Annotated in this window: 26 protein-coding genes; 12 read left to right on the top strand and 14 right to left on the bottom strand. The window is 65.9% G+C overall.

Annotated elements, in window-relative coordinates; genetic code table 11:
- Positions 1-7: 7 nt before the first annotated feature.
- Positions 8-862: an ammonia-dependent NAD(+) synthetase gene (gene nadE, locus ACQ3DC_RS11010; RefSeq protein ID WP_321215234.1), complete on the top strand. Its 855-nt coding sequence runs from the start codon at positions 8-10 to the stop codon at positions 860-862.
- 99 nt (positions 863-961) lie between these two features.
- On the opposite strand, the gene ACQ3DC_RS11015 is transcribed toward nadE, so the two are convergent.
- Positions 962-1,753, bottom strand: a complete 792-nt coding sequence (locus ACQ3DC_RS11015; protein WP_321215233.1) for an IclR family transcriptional regulator — start codon at positions 1,751-1,753, stop codon at positions 962-964.
- 178 nt (positions 1,754-1,931) lie between these two features.
- On the opposite strand from ACQ3DC_RS11015, the gene ACQ3DC_RS11020 reads away from it, so the two are divergent.
- From ACQ3DC_RS11020 to ACQ3DC_RS11030, 3 genes are read left to right on the top strand one after another with little or no spacing between them, the layout of a single operon-like run.
- Positions 1,932-2,663, top strand: coding sequence for a CoA transferase subunit A (locus ACQ3DC_RS11020; RefSeq protein WP_421093016.1), 732 nt, complete (start codon positions 1,932-1,934; stop codon positions 2,661-2,663).
- Between the two features lie 29 nt (positions 2,664-2,692).
- Positions 2,693-3,382, top strand: coding sequence for a CoA transferase subunit B (locus tag ACQ3DC_RS11025; protein WP_157239398.1), 690 nt, complete (start codon positions 2,693-2,695; stop codon positions 3,380-3,382).
- Positions 3,379-4,569, top strand: a complete 1,191-nt coding sequence (locus ACQ3DC_RS11030) for an acetyl-CoA acetyltransferase (RefSeq protein WP_430752227.1) — start codon at positions 3,379-3,381, stop codon at positions 4,567-4,569. Before ACQ3DC_RS11025 ends, ACQ3DC_RS11030 begins: the two co-directional genes overlap by 4 nt.
- A gap of 3 nt (positions 4,570-4,572) precedes the next feature.
- On the opposite strand, the gene ACQ3DC_RS11035 is transcribed toward ACQ3DC_RS11030, so the two are convergent.
- Both ACQ3DC_RS11035 and ACQ3DC_RS11040 read right to left on the bottom strand, forming a co-directional pair.
- Positions 4,573-5,262, bottom strand: coding sequence for an ankyrin repeat domain-containing protein (locus tag ACQ3DC_RS11035; RefSeq protein WP_430752228.1), 690 nt, complete (start codon positions 5,260-5,262; stop codon positions 4,573-4,575).
- A gap of 15 nt (positions 5,263-5,277) precedes the next feature.
- Positions 5,278-5,838: a GlcG/HbpS family heme-binding protein gene (locus tag ACQ3DC_RS11040; RefSeq protein ID WP_430752229.1), complete on the bottom strand. Its 561-nt coding sequence runs from the start codon at positions 5,836-5,838 to the stop codon at positions 5,278-5,280.
- Positions 5,839-6,039: 201 nt separating this feature from the next.
- Here ACQ3DC_RS11040 and ACQ3DC_RS11045 point away from each other — a divergent pair, with 201 nt between their 5' ends.
- From ACQ3DC_RS11045 to ACQ3DC_RS11065, 5 genes are all read left to right on the top strand, one after another.
- Positions 6,040-7,326 (top strand): sensor histidine kinase, encoded by a 1,287-nt coding sequence (locus tag ACQ3DC_RS11045; RefSeq protein WP_430752230.1) that lies wholly within the window; start codon positions 6,040-6,042, stop codon positions 7,324-7,326.
- Positions 7,323-7,949 carry a response regulator gene (locus ACQ3DC_RS11050; protein WP_430752231.1) on the top strand — a complete coding sequence of 209 codons (627 nt, stop codon included), beginning with the start codon at positions 7,323-7,325 and terminating at the stop codon, positions 7,947-7,949. The genes ACQ3DC_RS11045 and ACQ3DC_RS11050 overlap by 4 nt, the downstream gene beginning before the upstream one ends.
- Before the next feature lie 133 nt (positions 7,950-8,082).
- Entirely contained in the window at positions 8,083-8,286 is a 204-nt protein-coding gene (locus tag ACQ3DC_RS11055; RefSeq protein WP_013599688.1) for a cold-shock protein, read from the top strand.
- Positions 8,287-8,435: 149 nt separating this feature from the next.
- Complete coding sequence (locus ACQ3DC_RS11060; protein ID WP_321215225.1) at positions 8,436-8,795, top strand: hypothetical protein; 360 nt, start codon at positions 8,436-8,438, stop codon at positions 8,793-8,795.
- A gap of 33 nt (positions 8,796-8,828) precedes the next feature.
- Positions 8,829-9,647 (top strand): MerR family transcriptional regulator, encoded by an 819-nt coding sequence (locus ACQ3DC_RS11065; protein ID WP_430752232.1) that lies wholly within the window; start codon positions 8,829-8,831, stop codon positions 9,645-9,647.
- Here ACQ3DC_RS11065 and ACQ3DC_RS11070 read toward each other — a convergent pair.
- Complete coding sequence (locus tag ACQ3DC_RS11070; RefSeq protein ID WP_430752233.1) at positions 9,644-10,834, bottom strand: acyl-CoA dehydrogenase family protein; 1,191 nt, start codon at positions 10,832-10,834, stop codon at positions 9,644-9,646. The two genes, ACQ3DC_RS11065 and ACQ3DC_RS11070, sit on opposite strands and share 4 nt — an antisense overlap.
- Before the next feature lie 92 nt (positions 10,835-10,926).
- Here ACQ3DC_RS11070 and ACQ3DC_RS11075 point away from each other — a divergent pair, with 92 nt between their 5' ends.
- A complete protein-coding gene (locus ACQ3DC_RS11075; RefSeq protein WP_321215222.1) occupies positions 10,927-11,433 on the top strand; it encodes a MarR family winged helix-turn-helix transcriptional regulator in 507 nt (168 codons plus the stop codon).
- 29 nt (positions 11,434-11,462) lie between these two features.
- Here the strand turns inward: ACQ3DC_RS11075 and ACQ3DC_RS11080 are convergent, their stop codons facing one another.
- From ACQ3DC_RS11080 to ACQ3DC_RS11100, 5 genes are all read right to left on the bottom strand, one after another.
- Entirely contained in the window at positions 11,463-12,116 is a 654-nt protein-coding gene (locus ACQ3DC_RS11080) for a DedA family protein (protein WP_323057747.1), read from the bottom strand.
- 75 nt (positions 12,117-12,191) lie between these two features.
- Complete coding sequence (locus tag ACQ3DC_RS11085; protein ID WP_321215221.1) at positions 12,192-12,968, bottom strand: enoyl-CoA hydratase; 777 nt, start codon at positions 12,966-12,968, stop codon at positions 12,192-12,194.
- Positions 12,965-13,990, bottom strand: a complete 1,026-nt coding sequence (gene mmsB, locus ACQ3DC_RS11090) for a 3-hydroxyisobutyrate dehydrogenase (protein ID WP_430752234.1) — start codon at positions 13,988-13,990, stop codon at positions 12,965-12,967. Before mmsB ends, ACQ3DC_RS11085 begins: the two co-directional genes overlap by 4 nt.
- Before the next feature lie 2 nt (positions 13,991-13,992).
- Positions 13,993-15,111, bottom strand: a complete 1,119-nt coding sequence (locus ACQ3DC_RS11095) for an enoyl-CoA hydratase/isomerase family protein (protein ID WP_430752235.1) — start codon at positions 15,109-15,111, stop codon at positions 13,993-13,995.
- A gap of 11 nt (positions 15,112-15,122) precedes the next feature.
- Positions 15,123-16,622: a CoA-acylating methylmalonate-semialdehyde dehydrogenase gene (locus ACQ3DC_RS11100; RefSeq protein WP_430752236.1), complete on the bottom strand. Its 1,500-nt coding sequence runs from the start codon at positions 16,620-16,622 to the stop codon at positions 15,123-15,125.
- Positions 16,623-16,867: 245 nt separating this feature from the next.
- Here ACQ3DC_RS11100 and ACQ3DC_RS11105 point away from each other — a divergent pair, with 245 nt between their 5' ends.
- Both ACQ3DC_RS11105 and ACQ3DC_RS11110 read left to right on the top strand, forming a co-directional pair.
- A complete protein-coding gene (locus tag ACQ3DC_RS11105; RefSeq protein WP_421093024.1) occupies positions 16,868-17,674 on the top strand; it encodes an exodeoxyribonuclease III in 807 nt (268 codons plus the stop codon).
- 34 nt (positions 17,675-17,708) lie between these two features.
- Positions 17,709-18,608: a hypothetical protein gene (locus tag ACQ3DC_RS11110; protein ID WP_321215216.1), complete on the top strand. Its 900-nt coding sequence runs from the start codon at positions 17,709-17,711 to the stop codon at positions 18,606-18,608.
- Positions 18,609-18,631: 23 nt separating this feature from the next.
- Here the strand turns inward: ACQ3DC_RS11110 and ACQ3DC_RS11115 are convergent, their stop codons facing one another.
- The 5 genes from ACQ3DC_RS11115 to ACQ3DC_RS11135 form a co-directional block, all read right to left on the bottom strand.
- Entirely contained in the window at positions 18,632-19,684 is a 1,053-nt protein-coding gene (locus ACQ3DC_RS11115; protein ID WP_321215215.1) for a LacI family DNA-binding transcriptional regulator, read from the bottom strand.
- Positions 19,685-19,818: 134 nt separating this feature from the next.
- Positions 19,819-20,067: a hypothetical protein gene (locus ACQ3DC_RS11120; protein ID WP_321215214.1), complete on the bottom strand. Its 249-nt coding sequence runs from the start codon at positions 20,065-20,067 to the stop codon at positions 19,819-19,821.
- A complete protein-coding gene (locus ACQ3DC_RS11125) occupies positions 20,064-20,960 on the bottom strand; it encodes a carbohydrate ABC transporter permease (protein WP_157239419.1) in 897 nt (298 codons plus the stop codon). Before ACQ3DC_RS11125 ends, ACQ3DC_RS11120 begins: the two co-directional genes overlap by 4 nt.
- Positions 20,957-21,991, bottom strand: a complete 1,035-nt coding sequence (locus tag ACQ3DC_RS11130) for a carbohydrate ABC transporter permease (RefSeq protein ID WP_157239420.1) — start codon at positions 21,989-21,991, stop codon at positions 20,957-20,959. Before ACQ3DC_RS11130 ends, ACQ3DC_RS11125 begins: the two co-directional genes overlap by 4 nt.
- Positions 21,992-21,998: 7 nt before the next feature.
- Complete coding sequence (locus ACQ3DC_RS11135; RefSeq protein ID WP_157239421.1) at positions 21,999-23,288, bottom strand: ABC transporter substrate-binding protein; 1,290 nt, start codon at positions 23,286-23,288, stop codon at positions 21,999-22,001.
- Between the last annotated feature and the right edge of the window lie 27 nt (positions 23,289-23,315).

Here is a 23,315-nt window from a genome sequence, read left to right on the forward strand (position 1 = left end):
GGTCCCCATGCGCGAACTCCAGGCCAGCATCATCAAAGAAATGGGCGTACAGCCCCGGATCGATCCTGCCGGGGAGGTACGCAAGCGCGTCACGTTCCTGAAGGATTACCTGAAGGCCACCCATACCAAGGGCTTCGTTCTGGGCATTTCCGGGGGGCTGGACTCTTCCCTGGCGGGCAAGCTGGCCCAGCTGGCAGTCGAGGAGCTAGAGGCCGAGGGGGTGGAAGCCAACTTCGTGGCGGTTCGCCTGCCCTACGGCGTCCAGCATGACGAGGAAGACGCCCAGGCTGCCCTCGACTTCATCAAGCCCAAGACGGAGTGGACGTTCAACATCTCCGCCGCGGTTGACGGTTTCGAGGATGAGTTCGAAAAAACCGTTGGAACGGAAATTTCCGACTTCCACAAGGGCAACACCAAGGCGCGGACCCGCATGATCGCCCAGTACGCCCTGGCCGGAGAACACAATTACCTGGTCATTGGCACGGACCACGGCGCCGAGTCCGTAACGGGCTTCTTCACCAAGTACGGCGACGGCGGCGCGGACATCCTGCCGCTGTTCGGCCTGAACAAGCGGCAGAACCGTGCCCTGCTGGCCGAGCTCGGCGCCCCGGCCCGGGTATGGGAAAAGGTGCCCACCGCGGACCTGCTGGACGACAGGCCGGGCCGCACCGATGAGGACGAGCTGGGCCTGAGCTATGACCAGATCGACGACTACCTGGAAGGCCGGGATGTTCCGGAGTCCGTGGCCAAGTCGATTGAAGAAAAGTACCTGCGCACCCGGCACAAGCGCACGGTCCCCGTGACCATCTTTGACACCTGGTGGAAGAGCGAGGGTCCGGAGGAGCCGCGGGCCGGGCTGTAGCCCGCCGCAGCCTCCCCCACCATCAGGGGAGGCACGACGGCGCGCCGTACCGAGCGGGTCGGTGCGGCGTCGTGCTTTGCCCTGGAAGGCAGGAGAGACTCAGCGGGGCAGGCGGGCCTTCTCGCCGCCCAACTGCTGCGTGATCCGGTGGGCCTCCGCCATCAGCAGGCCGCCCAGTTCTTCCTGCCGGTCGGGCTTGAACCGCGGCTCGATTCCGGTGAGTGAGAGGGCCCAGGCGGGCCGGCCGGCCTGATCGAACACCGCCGCGCCCATGCCCCAGCTGCCTTCCAGGACCAGCCCGGGATTCACCGAGTAGCCCGCCAGCCGGGTCCGGGCAAGGTTGGCCCGGACCAGTTCCTCCGTGTGGGCGGCGGCGAAACTGCCGGCGTGTTCCACCCAGTGGCTGAACAGCTCCTCCTGCTCGGCCTCGGGCAGGAAGGCCATGATTGCTGTGCCCGCGGAGGCCACGCCGAGGGGGAACCGCACGCCCTCGTGCAGCACGAAGGACCGGACCGGAAAGCTGCCTTCCTCACGCAGCAGGCACACCGTTTCGGAACCACGCCGGATGGAGAAGAACGCACTCTCGCCGGTGGCTTCGGCAAGCCGGCGGAGGCTGGGCCTGGCGATGTCCTCCAGCGGAAACCTAGCCGACGCCACTGATCCCATCAGGAGGATCTCGGGCCCTAAAACCCAGTTGCCGCTTCCGGCATCGTGGTCGAGCAGCCCCTCGGAAGCCAGGGAGGAGAGGAGCCGGTGGACCGTGGGCCTCGTGAGGCCTGATTCCTGCACCAGCGCGGCCAGGGACATCCCCTCCGCGCTGCGCCCGACCAGCCGCAGCAATCCGGCGATGCGGCTTACCACTTGGGCCCCCTGCACGGGAATTTGGCTCATTTCACTCCTTCGATGTCCATAATGTGGATTGTGATTAGCGTACCGTCCACACTGTAGAACGGGCTAGTTTCGGCATTCTGCGACCGCCTTGACACCCCCAAAGACTCCCCGTACTGTCCCTTTCCAGACCTACTGTCCACAAAGTGGATGACTGCAGGACACTCAATGAGGAGACGCCATGACCAAACTCCAGCCAACTGCCGCCGCCGCACTGGAAGGGGGCCTGCGGGACGGCATAACCCTGGCTGTGGGCGGATTCGGCCTCAGCGGCATACCCGCAGACCTGATTGAAGCGGTGCGCGATTCCGGGGTGAAGGACCTGACGGTGGTCTCGAACAACATGGGTGTGGACGGCAAGGGCCTGGGCATCCTGATCGAGGCCGGCCAGGTCCGCAAGGTCATCGCAAGCTATGTGGGCGAAAACAAGCTCTTTGCGGAGCAGTACCTGGCCGGACGGCTTGAGGTTGAGTTCACGCCGCAGGGAACCCTGGCCGAGCGCCTGCGGGCAGGCGGCGCCGGCATCCCTGCTTTCTACACCAGGACCGGCGTGGGAACCCTGGTTGCCGAAGGCAAGCCGCACGAGGTGTTCGACGGCGAAACGTACGTCCAGGAGCGGGCCATCCGGGCCGACGTCGCGCTTGTCCACGCGCACACCGCGGACACGGACGGTAACCTCACGTACCGCTACACCGCCCGCAACTTCAACCCCGTCATTGCAACGGCAGGGCTGCTGACCATCGCGGAGGCGGAAGTCATCGTCGAACCAGGCGCACTGGACCCCAACCACATCGTCACGCCCGGCGTGTACGTCCAGCGGCTGGTCCAGGCCAGCAGCAGGATCAAGGACATCGAGCAGCGGACCGTCCGGCCGCGCGTCATGTCCGTAGCTGCCGAACCACTGGCCGTCTGAAAACCGAACCCACCGAGGAGTACACCATCATGGCTTGGACCAGGGATGAAATGGCTGCCATCGCAGCCGAAGAACTGAACGACGGCGACTACGTCAACCTGGGCATCGGCATCCCCACGCTGGTGGCCAACAACCTGCCCGAGGGCGTGCGGGTGGTGCTGCAGAGCGAAAACGGGCTGCTGGGCATGGGACCGTTCCCGTACGAGGGCGAAGAGGACGCCGACCTCATCAATGCGGGCAAGCAGACTGTCACCGTATTGCCAGGCGGGAGCATTTTCGATTCCGCCACCTCCTTCGGGATGATCCGCGGCGGCCACGTGAAGGTCGCCATCCTCGGCGCCATGCAGGTTTCCGGCAGCGGCGACCTCGCCAACTGGACCATCCCCGGCAAGATGGTCAAGGGCATGGGCGGGGCCATGGACCTGGTGGCCGGTACGCCGCGGGTGGTGGTCCTCACCGAACACAACGCCAAAGACGGTTCGGCCAAGATCGTGCGGGAGTGCACGCTTCCACTGACCGGCCTCGGCGTGGTGGACCGGATCATCAGCGACCTCGCAGTGTTTGACCTTGTGAAGAACGGGCAGGCACCAGGAGGCGGCCGGCAGCTCACGCTGACCCGCCTCGCGCCGGGGGTCACCGTCGAGGAGATCCGCGAAAAGACGGAAGCGGAGTTCGCTGTCGCATTGGAAGAAGCAGCCCTGGAAGGAGCTTCAGCATGAGCCTCAAGGAACAGTTTGGCAAGGATGTCCTGCTCACGGGCTGGGGCCACAGCCGATTCGGCAAACTGACGGACGAGACCCTGGAATCCCTGATCGTCCAGGTGTCCGCCGAGGCCATCAGCAATGCCGGCATCGAGCCCGGCCAGATCGACGAGATTTACCTCGGGCAGTTCAACTCCGGCATGATGCCGCTGGCGTTCCCGTCGTCGCTGGCGCTGCAGGTCTCCCCCGACCTGGCGAACGTCGCCGCCACGCGTGTGGAGAACGCCTGCGCCTCTGGTTCCGCTGCCTTCCAGCAGGGCACCAAGTCGCTGCTGGCGGGCACGGCCAAGACCGTGCTGGTGGTCGGCGCGGAGAAGATGACCCACGCGGGCGCCGAAGTTGTGGGGGCGGGTCTGCTGGGCGCCGACTATGACATGGCCGGCAAGGCGTCCACCACTGGATTCACCGGGCTCTTTGCCGAGGTGGCCAAGCACTCCGGGAAGCGGTACGGCGACGGGAAACTGGGCGACGTCCTGGGCAGTATCGCCGCCAAGAACCACCGCAACGGCGTGGACAATCCCTATGCCCAGCTCCGCAAGGACCTCGGCGAGGACTTCTGCCGCACCGTCTCGGACAAGAACCCCATGGTGGCCGATCCCCTGCGCCGCACGGACTGTTCCCCCGTCTCGGACGGTGCCGCCGCCGTCGTGCTGTCAGCCTCCGCAACCGGCGGTGCCACTGCGCCCGTGCGGCTCGCAGGCTTTGGCCACGCGAACGATTTCTTCCCCGCGGCCCGCCGTGACCCCGTGGCCTTCGAGGCCACCCGCGCCTCGTGGCAGCGCGCGCTGGCGATGGCCGGCGTCGGGCTGGCGGACTTGGACTTCGCCGAAGTCCATGACTGCTTCACCATCGCCGAACTGTTGATGTACGAGGCCATGGGCCTGACGGAGCCCGGCCAGGGCGCCCGGGCCATCGAAGAAGGCTGGGTGTACAGGGACGGCAAGCTGCCCGTCAACGTCTCTGGCGGCCTCAAGGCGAAGGGCCACCCCGTGGGCGCAACCGGCGTCTCCCAGCACGTCATCGCCGCCATGCAGCTCACGGGGACCGCGGGCGACATGCAGCTCGCGGCCCCCCGCCGGGCTGCCGTCCAGAACATGGGCGGCGTGGGCATCGCCAACTACGTCAGCGTGCTCGAGGCCGCCTAAACTCTAGCCGCGGTGACGGAGCAGGTTGGCGACCTCCGTAAAGCCCAGGCGTTCGGCATTCTGGAGGGCGGTCCTGCCCTCCGGATCGCGGATTTCCGGGTCGGCGCCGGCTGCAAGGAGAAGCCTGACCACCTCCTGCTGGCGGGGACCACCGCTGTTCAGCAGGATGGCCTCCTGCATGGCGGTCCAGCCCAGGTTGTTGACGTGGTTGACAGGCACGCCGGCGTCGATCAGGATCCGGACAGTGTCCACGTGGCCGTGCTCGCTGGCCGGGATCAGTGCGGTGCCGCCGTAACGGTTGGTGCTGGCGACGTCGGCTCCGGCCGCCAGCGTCAATCCGAGCACCTCGTTGAATCCTTCGGCGCCCGCGTACAGGAAAGCCGAGTCCTGGAGTCCGTCCTTGGCGTTGACGTTCCCGCCGCGGCGAGTCAGCTCCCTGACCAACGGGACGTCGTTGGCCTTGGCAGCAGTGACGAGGTCCTGGTCGAGTTGCGCCTGTTCCCCGGCGGACAGGGCCGGCGGGGGAGGCGCGGCGGGCGCCGTTGCAGGAGGCCCCCCTTTCGTGCTTTCAGGGGACGACGGCGGAGCAGCCTGCGGCGGCCGGGCCTCCTTCGGCCCCGCCTGGCACGCCGTCATGGACAAGGCCAGGGAAAGGACCAGGCCAAGCGCCCCGGACCTCAAAACCGGCATCATTCCGCGCCGCCCAGCCTACTGGCCGGCAGCGATGGCATCAGCGCCGGCTGCAGCACAGGCTTCATCCAGGGCACCGTCCGGAGCGCCGCCGACGCCGATGCCGGCCACCGAAACACCGTTGACCTTCAGCGGGAGGCCGCCAGCCAGGAAGAGCGTGCCCGGAAGGTCCGCGATGCTGGGGCCCGTTCCGTTGATCCGCTTGGCGAGCTCGCTGGTGGGGGTCCCGAAGGCTGCCGCCGTGTAGGCCTTCTCCCGGGCGGCCTCAATCGTGTGTTCGGCCGCATTGTCGCCCCGCAGGAGTGCCTGTACGGTCCCGAAGCGGTCCACCACCGCCACAGTCACGAACGGCAGGTTGTCCGCCTGGCACTTAGCCAGCGCGGCCTGGACAGCCTTGGCCGAGGCGCCCACCGAAATGCGGTTCTGCCGCACCACGTTGGCGGGCACAGGCTGGATGTCAACGGCCGGGACGGCCGACGGGGCAGGCCCGGCGCCCGCATTCGCGGCAGCCGTCACCCCGGCGGTCAGGGCAAGGGCGCCGGCGGCTGCCGCGGCGACTACTTTTGTGGACTTTTTCATGGTGTTTCCTTTGGTCGGCCATCGCTTGAAGCGGGTACGTTTTCCATCCTTCCGCCCCGGATGCCTCCTGCCATCGGGCCTTCGGCTGCTTACCGCTGCTCCATAAAGCCAGCCGTATCAGCCAAAAGGCGGAGAGACGCCGCAGGGACCCGGGCAATAACATGGTGGATACCGTTCCTTCCATCCCGAACCGGAATCCCCATGCCCACCCGAGCGTCCGTTCCATCCCCGGCCGAGGCCTCCGCAGAGAGCCAACCACCCTCCCTGGTCCGGTCCAGCACCCCGTCCGCTGTACCGTCCGCAGGCGGCCTGCCGGGCCGGGCGTCCCTGGCCGGCATCGGCTTGGCCGTTCATCTTGGCTTCGCGCTGCTGCTGGTGGCGTCGCTGGTCCGCTACGTGATGCGGCACAGCCCGGCGGACAACCTGATGGTCCTCGGACTGGCCGCCGTCGCCTGCCTGTTGTACGCCGTCGTGGCCGTGCTGGCCCGGCGCGGGCACCCCGGGGCTCCATGGATGTTCGCCCTGGTGGCAGTCTGGGCAGTCCTGGTGGTTGCAGCTCCGAGCTTTGCCTGGTGCTCGTTTGCGCTCTTCTTCCTCAGCCGCTACGCCCTGGCCGGCGCCGCGGCGTACGCCGCGGCTGGAATCACGGCCGCTGCCACCGCTGCCGGCCTGTTCCGGATGAGCGGCGGCACGGACCTGGCCATGCTCCTCGGCCCACTGGCCGTGGGCGCCATGCTGACGCTCATCTATGACCGGATCCAGCACGACGCCGAGGAGCAGCGCCGCCTGCACGCCGAGGTTTCACTGGCCCAGGAACAGCTGGCGGCGAGCGAGCGGCGCGCGGGCACCATTGCCGAGCGGGAACGGGTCTCCCGGGAAATCCACGACACCGTTACCCAGGGGTTGGCCAGCAGCCTGCTCCTGCTCGAGGCCGCAGGGCGGGCCTGGCCAAGTGACGCGGCGCGGCGGGATCTCCGCGAAGCCACTGTGCTGCTGCGGGGCAACCTGTCCGAGACCCGCAGCCTGGTGCACGAGCTCGCGTCCCCGGGTCTGGACGGGTCTCCGCTGCCCGAAGCCCTGCTCCTCGCGGCACGGCAATATGTTCCGGAGGCCAGGCTCCTGGTCACCGGGGAGCCACGTCCTGTGTCCCCGGAGGTCCGCCACGCGCTGCTGCGGGTAGTGCAGAGCGCCGCCTCCAACATCCGACTGCACGCCTCCGCGGGCGCAGCCGCCGTGACCCTCGGCTTCCTTCCGGAGGCGGTCACCCTGGACATTTACGACGACGGCGCAGGCTTCGACCCGGCGGCGGCAGCACCGCCGTCGGACGCCGGCGGTTATGGGCTGCGGGCCATGCGGCAACGGGTGGAGCAGCTGGGCGGCGTTCTTTCGGTGCAAAGCGCGCCCGGGGAAGGGACCATCGTGGCCGCCCAGTTGCCTTTGCCCCCCGCCGGACAGGGCACTGCGGACACTGCAGGGGCGCCGGCATGAGCGCGATCACCGTCCTGCTGGTGGACGACCACCTGGTGGTGAGGAGCGGGCTGCGGGCCCTCCTGGGGACGCAGCCCGACCTGCAGGTGATCGGAGAGGCAGCATCCGGGGAAGAAGCGGTGGAGCGGGTGCAGCAGCACTCCCCGGCCGTGGTGGTCATGGACCTCGCCATGGGTTCCGGCATGGACGGGATCGAGGCCATCAGGAAGATCCGCCAACGCAACAGTGGCCAGGCGATCCTCGTGTTCACCACGTACGACTCCGACGCGGATATTGTGCGGGCAGTCGATGCCGGCGCCATGGGATACCTGCTGAAGGATGCAGCTCCGGAGGAAATCTTCGCTGCCATCCGGGGAGCGGTCCAGGGCAAGAGCGTCATGAGCCCGCCCGTGGCGTCGCGGCTGTTCCAGCAACTGCGAAATCCGGAGGAAATCCTCACTCCCCGGGAGGCCGAACTGCTGAGCCTCCTCACGGAGGGACTGAGCAACCGCGAACTCGGCCGGCGCCTTTTTATCTCGGAAGCCACTGTGAAGACGCACCTGGCCCACATCTACGCCAAGCTCGGGGTGGACACCAGAGCGGCCGCAATTGCCACCGCCATCCGACGCGAAGGCATGCGTTGACCTCGCCAAATGTTGCCCAACCCTTGCAAGCGCGGCTTCCGCCCCGTACGTTGGGGACTGCGGGGGACGTTCTCCGCGCACTTCGGGCTTATTGCCCGGGGAGAGAATCAGAGTCACACGAAGGAATGCAGCCATGGCAACAGGCACAGTTAAATGGTTCAACGCCGAAAAGGGTTTTGGCTTCATTGCCCCCGATGACGGGTCCGCTGACGTTTTCGCCCACTACTCGGCAATCGCCAGCAGCGGATACCGTTCACTCGATGAGAACCAGAAGGTTGAATTCGATGTGACCCAGGGCCCCAAGGGCCCGCAGGCAGAGAACATCCGCCCGCTCTAAGGCTTAGGTGACCTCCGGCTCTGCCGGGGAAACCCTGTACCAGGCAGCGGCCCCTTCAGCATCATGCTGGAGGGGCCGCTGTTTTGCTCCCCCACGTCAGCCCCGTCGCTTCTCCCCCGATTCCGGCTGGGGTTTGGGACAATTGGAGGGTGATAGGACAGGACCAGGGCCAGGATCCCTGGGAGGAGTTCGACAGGCTAGGGCCGGCGGTGCCTGACCGCGTTCCCGGGCACCCCGGCGGGGAACCCCTCGGCTTCGGTTTCCGTACCGGCGTGCGCAGCGCACGCGTCGCCATCGGATTTGCCGTCTACACCCTCGCGCTGGGGACCATCCTGGCCCTGACCGGATGCATCTTTTTCGCCGCCCGCGGGCAATGGCTGCTCGTGGGACTGATGCTCGCCATCGAGGCAGTCTTCATTTTCGCGTTCAGGAGGCTTGTGGCGCAGGCCCGGAACCGGTCAGCCCGGCACCGTCCGCGCGGCCATGGTTTTCCCGAACAACCTGCTTGACCTTGACGCAGCGTCAACCCCTACGCTCGAAGCATGGATGCAGCGGAAGGTAAGGCCGGCCCGGACTGGGCCATCCAGGACATCGCCAGGATGGCCGGAACCACCAGCCGTACGCTGCGCCATTACGGCGACATTGGGCTGCTGAAGCCCAGCCGCGTGGGCAGCAACGGCTACCGGTACTACGACGCCGCCGCCCTCCTGCAACTGCAGCGGATCCTCCTCCTGCGGGAGCTTGGGCTGGGCCTGCCGGCCATTGCCGAAGTCTTCCGCCGGCAGACAGACGCGGTCGAAGCGCTCAGCCACCACCTGGAGTGGCTGGGCCAGGAACAGGATCGGCTTTCGCGGCAGATGGCGTCCGTCCGGCAAACAATCGAAACAATGAAAAGAGGAGGCGGGATGGTGGCGGAAAAGATGTTCGACGGCTTTGACCACACACAGTACAAGGACGAGGTGGAGGAGCGCTGGGGCAAGGATGCCTACGCAAAGAGCGATGCCTGGTGGCGGGGCATGGATGCAGCAGGGAAACAGGAGTGGAAGTCCGCTGCTGAAAAGCTCGGCAGGGACTGGATCGCCGCGGCTGGTTCAGGGGCCGCCCCGGATGGCGCTGAGGCCCAGGACTTGGCCCCGCGGCAGGTCGAATGGCTGTCAGCCATTCCCGGGACACCCGCAGCCGGGCAAGGCGGGGACCTCAAGGGGTACGTGAGCGGACTGGCGGAAATGTACGTGGCCGATGCCAGGTTCGCCGCCAATTACGGGGGTGAAGAAGGGGCGGCGTTTGTTCGTGACGCACTGCTGGTGTACGCCGACAGGAACCTCCAGGACCCGGCCCCGCCAACAGGAGGGCCCCGCTAGACGAAGGCCGACTTCCCGGTGACGGCACGCCCCACAATGAGGGAATTGATCTCGTAGCTGCCCTCGTAGGTGTAGAGGATTTCAGCGTCACCGAAGAGCTTGCCCATCTCATAGTCGGCACTGATTCCGTTGCCGCCCAGCAAGGACCGTCCCATGGCCACCGATGCCCGGGCAAGCCTGGTGGTGGTGGCCTTCGCCATGGCGGCCTGCGCCATCTCCAGCTTCCCCTCCTCCTGGACGCGGGCCAACTGCACCATGAGTGCCAGCGAGGCGGTGGCATTGCCCAGGATGTCAGCGAGCTGTTGCTGGACCAGCTGGAACCGCGCCAGTTCCCGGCCGAACTGCCGGCGGCTCAGCGAGTAGGCCCGCGCAACGTCGAACGCGGCAAGCTGGATGCCGGCGGCCTGCCAGCCCACCCAGGCGCGGGAGTCCCGGAGCAGGTCGTTCGCCTTGGCGAAGTCGGTGGCCCCGGGCAGCAGGTTGGAAGCCGGGATGCGGACGTCGCGCAGGGTGATGTCTGCGTTCTGCATGATCCGCAGGCCTATCTTGTTGCAGATCTTGGTGGCTGCATAGCCAGGCCGGTCCGTCTCCACAATGAAGGCCTTGACCTGCTGGTCTGCCATGTCCCGGGCCCACACCAGGGCAAAGTCGGCGATGGTTCCTGCACCGATCCAGCGCTTGGCGCCGTTCAGGATCCATCCATCGCCGTCCAGCCTGGCGGACGTCTCCAGCCCTCCGGAGATGTCGGAACCATGGCCAGGTTCCGTCAGGGCAAAGGCCCCCAGGCTGGTAAAGGCTTCCAGTCCCGGCAGCCAGCGGTGCTTCTGCTCCTGGGAGCCCAACTCGTTGAGGGTGCCCACGATCAGTTCGTTGTGGATCCCGGCCAGCGCCGAGAGGGACACATCCGCCCGGGCCATTTCCACGTACATGAGGCCCTTGAAAAGAACCGAACTGCCGTCCACCTGAAGCGCGCCAAGGCCATGCCTGCCCAGTTCCGCCAGCAGGCCGAAGGGGAACTCTTCCCGGTTCCAATACTGGATGGACTGTTGGCGCACCCGTGCCTGCAGGAATTCGCGGACGCTGAGGAACCTCTCGCGTTCGTGGTGCGGCAGGAGATCCGCCACGTACATCAGGTCCGCGTCAGGAAAGGGCAGTGCGTCGGCGGGACCTTGCGGCTGCACTGGCATAAGTCCCCTCCGCTCACGTAACCGTTGGATGTCCTAGTATATTCACAAGGCCAGGAAAAAGTGAGCCGCATCACCCCGAGGAAAGGTGTTCCATGCCTGCCCCGCTCTCCCGCGATCCCATTGCCGAAGCCCAGCGAAACTGGGAAGAACACGGCTGGGGGGATGTGGCCGCTCCGATGGCGGCCATAACGGCCATCATGCGCACCCAGCAGATCCTGCTGGCCAGGATCGAGTCCATCCTCAAACCGTTCGGCCTCACGTTTGCCCGCTATGAACTCCTGGCGCTGCTGAGCTTCGCCAGGAAGGGTTCGCTTCCCATGAACAAGGCGAGCGCCCTGTTGCAGGTCCATCCCACGTCCATCACGAATGCAGTGGACAGGCTGGAACGCGCCGGCCTGGTGGCCCGCTTCCCGCACCCCACGGACGGCCGGACCACGCTGATCGAACTCACCACCGAGGGGCGCACCCTGGCCAAGCGTTCGACGGCGGCCCTCAACGCCGAGGTGTTCAGCGCCCCCGGCTTTGATCCCGGCGACGTGGAGCACTTGATCCGGATCCTCCGGGCCTTCCGCCGGAACGCCGGCGATTTTGAGGATTGAGGATCATGCGGGTCTAGGGGAAATTCTGGTCAGCGTCGATACTTTTCCCGCTTGAACCGCCGGACCACGAGGGCGGCCACGGCAATCGCCAGGGCAGCGTAGACCGCGTAGTTCAGGAACTTGGAGTACTGCTCGATGAGCTGGTACTGGGTGCCCAGGAGGTACCCCAGGCCAATCAGTGCCCCGTTCCACAGACCGCTGCCGGCCAGGGTGAACAGGCTGAAGGTGCCCATGGGCATGCGCGATGCCCCTGCCGGGAGCGAGATCAGGCTGCGGATGCCGGGGAGCAGCCTGCCGAAAAAGATCGATGACCTGCCGTGGCGGCGGAACCAGCCTGCCGCGTGTTCAAAATCCTCCCGGTCCACCAACGGAAGCCTGGACAACCCCCGGATGGAGCGCTCCAGGCCCAGCCTGGCGCCAAGCCAATAGAGGAACAAGGCACCGAGGTAGGCCCCAAGCGTGCTTGCCACGAACACCATTACCAGGTTCAGGGACCCCTGCTTGGCAAGGTAGCCGGCCAGAGGCAGGATCACCTCACTGGGGATGGGCGGCACCACAGTTTCGGCGAGGGTAAAAGCACCTACGCCCCACTCGCCAAGCTGCTCTATGGCGCGGGCGGCGACGCCTACCAGGCCGGTGAGGTTATCCGTCGAGCCGCCTGCATCCCCCGCCAATGCCCACATGCCACTCCCCCATCCGGTTCAAGGTTGCCCTGCCTTGTTTACCTTACGCACCTGTGAACAGGCTGGGACCTATCCTTACCGGTGCCTGAACTCCGGCTGGCGCTTCTCGCTGAATGCCGCCATGCCTTCCTTCTGGTCCTCTGTGGCGAAGAGGGAGTGGAACAGCCTGCGCTCGAACAGGACACCCTGGGCCAGCCCGGTTTCGAAGGCGGCGTTCACGGCTTCCTTCGCCACCATGGCCGCGGGCTTGGACTTTGACGCGATCACATCAGCGGCCTTGAGGGCCTCCTCCACGACATCCTCGGCAGGCACCACCCGGGACACCAGGCCGCAGCGGTCCGCCTCCTCCGCTCCAATGAACCGTCCCGTAAGGATCAGGTCCATTGCCTTGGCCTTGCCCACCGCACGGGTCAGCCGCTGCGAACCGCCCATGCCCGGCAGGACGCCCAGGTTGATCTCCGGCTGGCCGAACTTGGCGTTGTCCCCGGCGATGATGAGGTCGCACATCATGGCCAGCTCGCATCCGCCCCCCAGTGCGAATCCAGAGACCGCGGCAATGGTGGGAATGCGGAGCCTGGTGAAATCCTCCCAGCCGCGGAACCAGTCGGCTGCATACATATCGATGTAGCTTTGGTCCGCCATCTCCTTGATGTCCGCCCCGGCAGCAAAGGCCTTGCCGGAACCCGTGATGACCACGGCTCCCACGCCCGGATCTGCGTCCATGATCCTCACGGCGGACACGAGTTCCTCCATGGTGTCCTTGTTGAGGGCATTAAGCGCGTGCGGCCGGTTCAGCGTCACCAGCCCTACCCGGCCCCGCTGTTCCACGAGGATGTTCGTGTATTCCGTCACTCCGGGCTCCCGTCGTCCTGCGCGGCACTGCGTGCTGCGCTTGGTGGTGCACCGCCTGACGCGTCCTGCAGTGCACTGGTTCTTGAGTTGTCTGGTTCCGCGCCGTCCGGGCGCCCGGACATGTTGCGGATGTCCGTGATGATGCCCGAGAAGTCCCTGCCGGCGCCCTCCCCCGCGGCAAACGTATCGTAGATTTCTGCTGCAAGCGGGCCCATCCGCGCCGCCACCCCGGTGCTTTTGAGCGCGTTGAGGGCGAGGTTGAGGTCCTTTGCCATGAGGGCTCCGGCAAAACCGGGCTGGTAGTCGCGGTTGGCAGGGCTCGTGGGAACGGGGCCGGGGACCGGGCAGTTGGTGGTGAGCGCCCAGCACTGCCCGGACGCTGCAGACGCCACATCAAACAGCGCCTGGTGGCTCAGGCCCAGCTTCTCCCCCAGGACGAAAGCTTCGCTGACGGCGATCATGGAAACACCGAGGATCAGGTTGTTGCAGATCTTGGCAGCCTGGCCCGCGCCGTGCCCCCCGCAGTGCACCGCGCGCTTGCCCATGACGTCGAGCAGCGGACGGACGTGCTCGACGTCCTCGTCCTCCCCGCCGACCATGAAGGTCAGGGTACCGGCTTCCGCGCCCACCACGCCGCCCGAGACCGGAGCGTCCACTGACCGGTGGCCGGCGCCCACAGCGAGGGCTGCCGCTTCGCGGGCCTCGTTGACGTTGATGGTGGAGCAGTCCAGGAACATGGTTCCGGGCTTCGCCGCCGCCAGCAGCCCCCGTTCTCCGGCGTTGCCGCGGTAGGCATCCAATACATGCCGGCCGCTGGGGAACATCGTGAGGACCACATCCGCGCCGGATACTGCTTCCTCCGCGCTCGCCGCAGTGGGGACGCCGGCGGCCTGGGCGGCTTCAAGGGCTGCCGGCACCACGTCGAAGCCGGTCACGGGGTAGCCGGCCTTCACCAGGTTCACGGCCATGGGCCCGCCCATATGGCCGAGGCCCAGGAACGCCACAGTGTACTTTTCAGGCATGGTCAGGCTCCTTTAGCTTGCAGGTCCACGCTGTTGAGGTCCAATTCCCTGCTGCCCAGCGGCTCAAAAAAGCGGTCCACCAGGCCCGGTTCCACCTCGGCCAGGGTGGGCGGCTTCCAGCGGGGGTTCCGGTCCTTGTCCACCACCTGCGCCCGGATGCCCTCCCGGAAGTCCGGCGCAGACAGGAACCGGAGGCCCACGCGGTATTCCTGGGCCAGGGCCTCATCCAGTGTCCGGCCCCTGATCCTGCGCAGGGAGGCCAGCGTGACCTTGACCGACGTGGGCGACTTCGCCTCGATGGTATCGGCGGCCTGCAGGGCTTCGGCGCTCTTGCCCCCTTGGTAGCCGCGCAGGCGCCGCACAATGTCCTCGGCGTCGTCCGAGGCATAGCAGCTGTCGATCCAGTCCCGCTGCCCCTCCAGCACGGAGGGCGGGGCTTCCACCCGGTAACGCCCGACGGCGGCGTCCGCCGTCTCGTCCTCCAGCGCCGCCACCAGGGCAGGCAGCCTTTCGGACGGGACAAAGTGGCTGGCCAGGCCAAGGAACAGGGCGTCCGCTGCGGTCAGATGCGCGCCCGTCAGGGCGGCATGGGTTCCGGCTTCCCCGGGGGCGCGGGACAGGAGGAAGGTCCCGCCCACGTCGGGGGCAAAGCCGATGGTTGTTTCCGGCATCCCCGTCCGGGTGCGCTCGGTAACCACCCGGACGGACCCGTGCGCGGAAATTCCAACGCCCCCGCCCAACACCAGCCCGTCCATCAATGCCACATAGGGCTTGGGATACCGGGCAATGAGGGAATTGACCTGATACTCCGTCTCCCAGAAATGCGCCGTCCTGCCACCGCCCGCCAGCATGTCTTCGTAGATTGCCACGATGTCGCCGCCGGCACAGAGGCCACGGCTGCCGGCGCCCTGCACCAGGACCGTGGCAACGCCGTCGTCGTCCGCCCACAGGGTGAGCTGCTCCAAAAGCGCGCCAACCATCCCCGCCGTAAGCGCATTCACCGCCTTGGGCCGGTTGAGGGTCACCACCCCCAGCCGGCCGCGGCGCTCGAACAGCACCTCGGCGTTGCTGCCTGCAGCTCCGGAGGGGCTCCCGGCACCGTCTGCTGCGCTGTTTGCCATGCTGGCCGCCATCAGCTTCCTTCCGGCATCACGAAGCTGGCTCCGTTGCGTATTCCTGACGGCCACCGCGTGGTCACCGTCTTGGTCTTGGTGTAGAAGCGGAACGCGTCCGCGCCGTGTTGGTTGAGGTCGCCGAATCCTGACGCCTTCCAGCCACCGAACGTGTAATACGCGATGGGCACGGGGATGGGCACATTGACGCCCACCATGCCCACGTCCACCCGGGTGGCGAAATCCCTGGCGGCGTCACCGTCGCGGGTGAAAATCGCGACGCCGTTGCCGAACTCGTTGTCAGTGCACAGCCGCAGGGCTTCATCATAATCAGCCGCCCTGACAACGCTGAGGACGGGACCGAAGATCTCATTGCGGTAGATCGCCATGTCCTTGCTGACGTGGTCGAAAAGGGTGGGCCCTATCCAGAAGCCGCCTTCATGTCCCTGCACGCTGAAGCCCCGGCCGTCGGCCAGCAGCGTGGCGCCTTCATCCACCCCTGCCTGGATGTAGCCCTCGATGCGCTCCTTGGCGGCAGCCGTGACCACCGGGCCAAAGTCCGTGTCCTCGTCCAGGCTTGGGCCCACCCTGAGCGCCTTGATCCGTTCCTGGAGCCTGGCCACCAACCGGTTGGCCGTCTCCTCCCCTACCGGCACGGCCACCGAAACAGCCATGCAGCGCTCGCCGGCTGAGCCGTATCCCGCTCCGATGAGGGCGTCGGCCGCCTGGTCCAGGTCCGCATCAGGCATGACCACCATGTGGTTCTTGGCACCGCCAAAGCACTGCGCCCGCTTGCCGTGGGCCGCAGCCGTGGCGTAGATGTACTGGGCCACGGGGGTGGAGCCCACGAACCCCACGGCTTTTACCCGGGGATCCTCGAGCAGGGCGTCCACTGCTTCCTTGTCTCCGTTCACCACATTGAACACCCCGTCCGGAACGCCCGCCTCGGCGTACAGCTCGGCCAGGCGGAGGGGCACGGAGGGATCGCGTTCGGAAGGTTTCAGGATGAAGGCGTTGCCGGCCGCCAGGGCGGGGCCGGACTTCCACAGCGGAATCATCGCGGGAAAGTTGAACGGCGTGATGCCCGCCACCACGCCAAGGGGCTGGCGCAGTGAGTGGATGTCAATCCCCGGGCCCGCATCGGTGGAGAACTCGCCCTTGAGCAAGTGCGGCGCGCCGGCAGCGAACTCCACCACTTCCAGGCCGCGCTGGATGTCGCCTTTCGAATCGGCGAGGGTCTTCCCATGTTCGGAGGAGAGCAGCCGGGCGAGCCCATCGATGTCCTGGTTGACCAGGTCCACGAACCGCAGCATGATCCTGCCGCGCCGCTGCGGGTTCATGGCCGCCCACTCCACCTGCGCCTTTTCCGCGACAGCTACTGCGTTCTGCACCTCGTCCCGGCCGGCGAGCGGCACCCGGGCCTGGACCTCGCCGGTGCATGGATCAAAGACGTCGCCAAATCGGCCTGACAGGCCGGCAGCATGGTGGCCGCCGACAAAATGGGAGAGTTCGCGGACCATGACTGCAGGCTCCTTCGCATGTGATCCAGGTCATTCCTGTTTGCGAATATACTCGGACTTCCTACTAATTTCCATACGCGCTGCCCTGGCCCCGTGGCAGTGTGGCGGTCTGCGCCGTCGTGCGGCACAGTGGTGCCCGATTCCGGCGGATTGGACCCACCGCGCGGGCGTGTCCGCGCCGTTGTGCCCCGTTTCGGAGCCCTGCCCCGGTCCGCATCTCCGGCGCTCAAGGTAGGTTAGGAACTGTGAAGATTGCTACCTGGAACGTGAACTCCCTCCGTGCCCGCGCCGACCGCGTCGAAGCCTGGCTTCAGCGCAGCGACTGCGATGTCCTGGCCATCCAGGAGACCAAGTGCAAGGATGAAAACTTTCCGTGGGAACTCTTTGAGCGGATGGGCTACGAGGTTGCCCATTTCGGCGTCAACCAGTGGAACGGGGTGGCCATCGCTTCCCGCGTGGGGCTGGACGACGTGGAGCGCACCTTCCTGGACCAGCCCTCGTTCGGCAAGGCCGGCAAGGACCCCGTGCAGGAGGCCCGGGCCATGGCCGCCACCTGCGCCGGTATCCGCATCTGGAGCCTCTACGTCCCCAATGGCCGTTCCCTGGACGACGAACACATGCCGTACAAGCTCAAGTGGCTGGAGAGCCTGAAGACGCACGCCCAGGAACTGGTCACGCAGAACCCCGAAGCCCAGGTGGCCCTGATGGGCGATTGGAACATCGCCCCGTTCGACGAGGACGTCTGGGACATCGACCTCTTCGTCAACAACCGGTACACCCACGTCAGCCCGCCCGAGCGAGCCGCCTTCCACGCCTTCGAGTCGGCAGGCTTCACCGACGTAGTGCGCCCCTACACCCCGGGCCCGGGCGTATACACGTACTGGGACTACACCCAGCTGCGCTTTCCCAAAAAGGAGGGCATGCGGATCGACTTCGTGCTGGCCAGCCCGGCCCTGGCGGCGCGCGTGACCGGCGCTGCGATCGACCGCGAGGAGCGCAAGGGCAAGGGCGCCTCGGACCACGCCCCCGTGCTGGTGGAACTGGCGGACTGATGTCAGCATCCTGGACCCACGTTGGGAGGCCGAGATGACCGGAAACCTCTACCGGGGCCAGGCCGGCCTGCCATTCTCGTCCACCCTGCGTGTCTACGAGCCGCTGGAAGCCTTCCCCGAGGAGCAGCGCCAGGCAATCCAGGCGGAGGGCGCGCGCTCGGCCTCCCGCGCCGCCGTCGAAAATGCGGAACTCCTGGCCTCGCTGGGACGCATCACGCGCTCCGGCGGCGACCCCTTCCCCACGGGACGCACGGACCTGGTCCGTGTCACCACTGCCCCGGCATCATCCGCGGGAACCCCCGGCGAAACATCCGACGACGACAATGCTGACGCGGAGCCGGTGCTGCTGTACTGCCCCAGCCAGTTGGTGCTCCGGGCCGGCCTGGCGGCCAACGCCCTGATGCAGGGCATCCACGGTCCGCTGGCCGAACTGCTGATCCCCGAGGAGCAGCGGGACAAGCATCAGGAACGGATAGACCAGGTCAAAGCCCGCGACGGATCCGTCCGGGTGCACACCCGTGCATCCACTTGGGGGATCCCCTTCAGCTGGTTCTCCCTGTTCATGGAATCGGACCACAAGGACGTGGTGGAGGCCGGCGGCCGGATCGTCACCGTCCGGGTGTGGGCGCCCATTACCGACGCCTTGGAGCGGGCACGCTACGCCGTGGCGAACCTTGCCCTGGCCGCACCGGACCTGGACATGCTGGACGACCTCGCCCAGCTCACCGAATGGCTGGAACTGTTCCACGTCAATTCGATGGTGGAGCTTGACTATGGGGCTGTTGCCGACAAGGTGTACCCGGACGATTCGCCCATGGATATCCGGCTGGGCATTGAGTGCCTCGCCGAGGGGGACATGACCGGCGCCGCTGCAGCCTACCGGCGCCTGGCGTCCCGCTGGATCCCCATCCGCCAGCTGGCGCGCGCTTCCTGACGCCATCCGCGCAGGCCAGTCGTTCAGGACTGGGGCGGCGCCGTGGTCCTTCGGACAATCAGTTCATGGGGCGCGACGGCGGACCGCACGGAGCCGATCTGCCCGTCCAGTTCGTCCAGCAGCATCTTGGTGGCTAGCTCTGCCTGCTCATCGGGCCGCTGGCCAACAGTGGTCAGTCCCATGGCGTCGGCAAAATCGTGGTTATCGATGCCCACCACGGAGAGTTCCTCCGGGACCCGCACGCCAATGCGGGCCGCTTCAAAAATAACGCCCATGGCCATCTCGTCCGAGGCGCAGAAGATGGCAGTCGGCTTTTTCCCCGGCTTGGACCAGAGCCGGCGCAAGGCTTCCTGGCCGCTGCGGACCGTGAAGTCACCCCATTCATCCCACTCGCGGCGGGTGGGGAGGCCGGCGGCCGTCATGACGTCCTTGAACGCAAGGATACGGACCCGGGGAACATCAAAGTTCAGGTCTGTCTCGTCGTCCCCGTGCAGCAGGGCAATATCCCGGTGGCCCAGGTCGATCAGGTGGCGGACGGCAGCAGATGCAGCGGCATAGTCGTCAATGCCGATATAGGCGCACTCTTCGACATGGCCACCCACCACCACCAGCGGAATGTCGATCTTCTGCAGATGGTCCAGCTCTTCGTGGGTCAGCGCCATACACAACACCAGCAGGGCATCGATCTGCTTATAGACCATGGTCTTGCTGAAAAGCCGCTCCCGGTTGCTCCCGTGTCCACCGAGGTTGAACAGCGAAAGGTTGTAGTTGCGGGCGTGCAGTTCGCGGTCCGCGCCCTCGATGGCCTTGGAAAAGAACCAGCGGCTCACGAACGGGGCAAGCACCCCGATGGTCCTGGTGCGTCCCGTGGCCAGGCCGGACGCGGAGGAGGAGGCAACGTAGCCCAGGTCTCCTGCGACGTCGAGGATCTTTTGCCGTGTTGCCGGGGACACCCGGGGCAGTCCCCGGACCGCCCGGGACACGGTGGCGGTGGACACTCCTGCGGCGGCCGCTACGTCTTCAATGCTGACCCCGCTGTGGCCTCCCCGTTGAGACCTTTCAGTTGTGCGTGCCACGGTGTCCCCTCATGTACTCCCTGCAGGTGTCCGCCCTGCTTAATGCGATACCGCCGTGCCAATCGTATTTTGGACACAGTCGTGCATCGCAGTGTTACCGCGCCGGGTGGACGCCGGCAGCGGATCCAGCTGTATCATCTCCGTTCCGGCAGGCGCCGCCGCAGCCGCACCATTCCGTACAGCGCCAAAAGCGTTGCCAGCAGGCCCAGTGCCCAGCCAAGGGCGGGCTGCGCAGTCACCTCCATCCAGACGGTGACCACAAGAAGGACCAGTGCCCAGAAGCCGAGGAACCCGATGATGATGTCAAAATCCTCGCCGGACCTCAGGAGCCGGCGGCCACCCCCCGCCCCCGGGGTGCGGGGGCGGGAAGCGTCGCGTGTCACTTGACCGCACCAGCCGTCAGGCCGGCAACGATCTTGCGCTGGAAGACAAGCACCAGGATCACCAGAGGAATGGTGACAATGGTGCCCGCGGCCATGATGGCGGTGTAGGGGATCTGGTTGGGCTGCGCGCCGGCGAAGCTGGCGATGGCAACCGTGACGGGCTTCGTTGCCTCATTCGACAACTGGCTGGCGATGAGGAATTCATTCCAGGAGGAGATGAAGGCCAGGATTGCCGTGGTGAAGATGGCCGGGGCGGCCAGCGGCATGATCACTTTCCGGAACGCCTGGCCCTGCGTGCAGCCGTCAACGCGGGCTGATTCCTCAAGCTCCCACGGCATCTCGCGGAAGAAGGAGGTCAGTGTGTAGACGGTGAGCGGCAGGACGAAGGAGATGTTCGGGATGATCAGGGCCTGGTAGGTGCCCATCCAGCCGATGTTGGTGAAAAGCTGGAACAGCGGGGTGATCAGGGCAACACCGGGGAACATGGAGGCGCCCAGGATGAACCCCAGCACGAGGTACTTGAACCGGAAGTTCAGGCGTGCCAGTGCATAGGCGGCGAAGACGCCGATCACCAGCGAGATCACCGTGACCGTCACACCGATAATGATGCTGTTGCCAAGGGCCCGGCCGAACTGGTTGCCGAAGGACGTATCGAACGCAGTGGTGAAGTTGTCCATCGTCACGTGCGTCGGCCAAGGCGTTGTGTCGTAGGTGAAGCCGACCTCGCGGAACGCCGTCACCACCATCCAGTAAGCCGGTGCAAGGCACCAGATCAGGATCACGACGGCGCTGATGTACGTACGGGCGCTCGCCCACTTTTCCCGGGTCTGGGCGGCCTTGCGGCCCTTGTCCTGCTGCGCCCGCAATGCCGTGGAGGCAGTTGTGGTTGTCATTTCTTCCCCTTACCGGTGGCTCCGCTTTGTTCCACGACGTTCGCACCGAGGAAGCGGACGAAGATGAATGCGACCAGGAAAATGATGATGAACGTAATGGTGGACAAGGCAGCTGCCGAGTTGAACCCTTGCCTGATCTGGTTGATCACCAGGATGGACAGTGTGGTGGTGTTATTGGCACCGCCGGTCAGGATGTAGGGAAGGTCGAACATACGCAGGGCATCCAGGGTGCGGAACAGGATGGCCACCATCAGCGCGGGCTTCACCAGCGGAAGCGTGATGAGGCGGAAGCGCTGCCAGGCACTTGCGCCATCGACCTTTGCGGCCTCGTAGACCTCTGCCGGGATCATCTGCAGGCCGGCCAGGATCAGCAGCGCCATGAACGGCGTGGTTTTCCAGGTGTCTGCGATGATCACTGCCCACTTGGCCGGCCACTCGCTGCCTGTCCACAGGATGGAAACGTTGAACAGCTTGTTGATGATGCCGTTGAAGTCGAACATGAAGAGCCACAGCTGGGCCGTGACAGCGGTGGGGATGGCCCACGGAACGAGGACGGCTGCGCGGACCAGGCCGCGGCCCTTGAACGTCCGCGCCATGATCATGGCCATCCAGAAGCCAAGCACTGTCTCAAAGGCCACGGTGATGACCGTGAAGAGGAAGGTGGTTCCGGTGGCGGTCCAGAACTGGCCGCCAAGGGTGCCCGGCGGGCAAGCGACGGTACCACCGTTCGGGGCGGCACACTGCTGCCCCAGCCAGTTGACGTAGTTTTGGATACCCGCAGGGCCCCCGGCCGTGAACAGCCCGGTGACCGGGTCCAGCCCCGCATCCTTCTGGAAGGACATCACAATGGCGCTGATGATGGGGTAAACAATGACGATGCCCAGGGCAATGATCGTTGGAGCCAACAGCCAGGAGGCCCATTTGCCCTGGCTGAGGATCGCGTTGTCTTCGCCTACACCTTTGGGACCGTGGTGTACATCGGGGGCGCCCGACGCCGGCTTTACCGGCGTCGGGCCCAATTCGGTTGCCATGGCTAAACTACGATCCTGCGCCAGCGGACTCGATGGACTTCTGCATGTCAGACAGCGCGTCCTTGGCCGGCTTCTCACCCTTCAGTGCAGCGTAGGCGTTTTCCTGGATCGCCTGCGTAACAGCCGGGTAGAACGGGGTTACCGGACGGGGAACAGCGTTCTCGATGGAGGTCTTCAGCACCGGCAGGTACGGAAGCTTGGCAACCAGTTCCTTGTCTTCATACAGTGCACCGAAGACCGGAGCCAGCGAACCCTTCGTGGCGAAGAACTTCTGCTGCTCTTCCGCGATCAGGAACTTCACGAAGTCCAGGGAAGTTGCCTTGTGGTCCGAGTAGACGCTGATGGCTGCGCTGTGGCCGCCGAGGGAGGAGGCACCGGGGCCGTCCTTGCCCGGCAGGGCAGCCATGCCCAGCACGTCCTTCACCTTGGAGGAACCTTCGGTGGTGGCCAGGTTGTAGACGTAGGGCCAGTTGCGGAGGAAGAGCAGCTTGCCTTCCTGGAAGGCGCGGCGGCTTTCCTCTTCCTGGTAGGTGATGGCCTCGGCCGGGATGTTCCCGTTCTTGAAGGCCTCAACCAGGTTGTTGAGGCCTTTTTCTGCCTCAGGGGTGTTCAGGTTCGGCTTGCCCTGGTCATTAAGGACGGATCCGCCGGCCGAGTTGATGGCCTCGGAAGCATTGACCGTGAGGCCTTCATACTGCTTGAACTGTCCCGAGTAGCAGCCCATGTTGTTCTGCTTTGCGATGGAGCACATCCCCATCATCTCGTCCCACGTCTTGGGTGCTTCCGGCACAAGGTCCTTGCGGTAGTACAGGATGCCGCCATCGGAAGACACCGGGGCTGCGTACAGAGTGCCCTTGTACGAGCCGGCTTCGACCGTGGGTTCAAGCATTCCCTTGGTTTCTACGGCCATCTTGTCCTTGAGGGGCTGCAGCCACCCCTTGGCTGCGAACTCGGCGGTCCACACGACATCCACGCTTGCCACATCGTAGTCAGCGTTCTTGGCCTGGAAGTTCTGTACCAGGTCGTCATGCTGCTGGTCGGCCTGGTCCGTCTGCTCCTTGAACGTGACCTTCTCGTCCGGGTGGGCAGCATTCCACTTTTCGATCAGGGGACGCACCACATTGCTGTTGTCTTTGCCTTGGACGTACGTAATGGGACCCCGGCTGTCCAGGTTCTTTTCGGCGTCGGTACCGCCGCCGCCAGTGGTCCCGCCGCCGCCTCCGCCGCCGCATGCGGTCAGGGACAGGGCCAGGACACCGGCGGTTGCAGCCGGCAGTAGGAATCTAGGGGTTTTCATTGGCTTGAAGCTCCTCGCTGAGTGACA

It is taken from the genome of Paenarthrobacter sp. NEAU-H11 (genome assembly GCF_050573415.1).
Taxonomy (GTDB): Bacteria; Actinomycetota; Actinomycetes; order Actinomycetales; family Micrococcaceae; genus Arthrobacter.

What these genes read in the sequence shown, in the direction of transcription:
- nadE (WP_321215234.1), top strand. Translation starts at nt 8, where the DNA reads ATGCGCGAACTCCAGGCCAGCATCATCAAAGAAATGGGCGTACAGCCC.
- ACQ3DC_RS11015 (WP_321215233.1), bottom strand. Translation starts at nt 1,753, where the DNA reads ATGAGCCAAATTCCCGTGCAGGGGGCCCAAGTGGTAAGCCGCATCGCC.
- ACQ3DC_RS11020 (WP_421093016.1), top strand. Translation starts at nt 1,932, where the DNA reads ATGACCAAACTCCAGCCAACTGCCGCCGCCGCACTGGAAGGGGGCCTG.
- ACQ3DC_RS11025 (WP_157239398.1), top strand. Translation starts at nt 2,693, where the DNA reads ATGGCTTGGACCAGGGATGAAATGGCTGCCATCGCAGCCGAAGAACTG.
- ACQ3DC_RS11030 (WP_430752227.1), top strand. Translation starts at nt 3,379, where the DNA reads ATGAGCCTCAAGGAACAGTTTGGCAAGGATGTCCTGCTCACGGGCTGG.
- ACQ3DC_RS11035 (WP_430752228.1), bottom strand. Translation starts at nt 5,262, where the DNA reads ATGATGCCGGTTTTGAGGTCCGGGGCGCTTGGCCTGGTCCTTTCCCTG.
- ACQ3DC_RS11040 (WP_430752229.1), bottom strand. Translation starts at nt 5,838, where the DNA reads ATGAAAAAGTCCACAAAAGTAGTCGCCGCGGCAGCCGCCGGCGCCCTT.
- ACQ3DC_RS11045 (WP_430752230.1), top strand. Translation starts at nt 6,040, where the DNA reads ATGCCCACCCGAGCGTCCGTTCCATCCCCGGCCGAGGCCTCCGCAGAG.
- ACQ3DC_RS11050 (WP_430752231.1), top strand. Translation starts at nt 7,323, where the DNA reads ATGAGCGCGATCACCGTCCTGCTGGTGGACGACCACCTGGTGGTGAGG.
- ACQ3DC_RS11055 (WP_013599688.1), top strand. Translation starts at nt 8,083, where the DNA reads ATGGCAACAGGCACAGTTAAATGGTTCAACGCCGAAAAGGGTTTTGGC.
- ACQ3DC_RS11065 (WP_430752232.1), top strand. Translation starts at nt 8,829, where the DNA reads ATGGATGCAGCGGAAGGTAAGGCCGGCCCGGACTGGGCCATCCAGGAC.
- ACQ3DC_RS11070 (WP_430752233.1), bottom strand. Translation starts at nt 10,834, where the DNA reads ATGCCAGTGCAGCCGCAAGGTCCCGCCGACGCACTGCCCTTTCCTGAC.
- ACQ3DC_RS11075 (WP_321215222.1), top strand. Translation starts at nt 10,927, where the DNA reads ATGCCTGCCCCGCTCTCCCGCGATCCCATTGCCGAAGCCCAGCGAAAC.
- ACQ3DC_RS11080 (WP_323057747.1), bottom strand. Translation starts at nt 12,116, where the DNA reads ATGTGGGCATTGGCGGGGGATGCAGGCGGCTCGACGGATAACCTCACC.
- mmsB (WP_430752234.1), bottom strand. Translation starts at nt 13,990, where the DNA reads ATGCCTGAAAAGTACACTGTGGCGTTCCTGGGCCTCGGCCATATGGGC.
- ACQ3DC_RS11095 (WP_430752235.1), bottom strand. Translation starts at nt 15,111, where the DNA reads ATGGCAAACAGCGCAGCAGACGGTGCCGGGAGCCCCTCCGGAGCTGCA.
- ACQ3DC_RS11100 (WP_430752236.1), bottom strand. Translation starts at nt 16,622, where the DNA reads ATGGTCCGCGAACTCTCCCATTTTGTCGGCGGCCACCATGCTGCCGGC.
- ACQ3DC_RS11110 (WP_321215216.1), top strand. Translation starts at nt 17,709, where the DNA reads ATGACCGGAAACCTCTACCGGGGCCAGGCCGGCCTGCCATTCTCGTCC.
- ACQ3DC_RS11125 (WP_157239419.1), bottom strand. Translation starts at nt 20,960, where the DNA reads ATGACAACCACAACTGCCTCCACGGCATTGCGGGCGCAGCAGGACAAG.
- ACQ3DC_RS11130 (WP_157239420.1), bottom strand. Translation starts at nt 21,991, where the DNA reads ATGGCAACCGAATTGGGCCCGACGCCGGTAAAGCCGGCGTCGGGCGCC.
- ACQ3DC_RS11135 (WP_157239421.1), bottom strand. Translation starts at nt 23,288, where the DNA reads ATGAAAACCCCTAGATTCCTACTGCCGGCTGCAACCGCCGGTGTCCTG.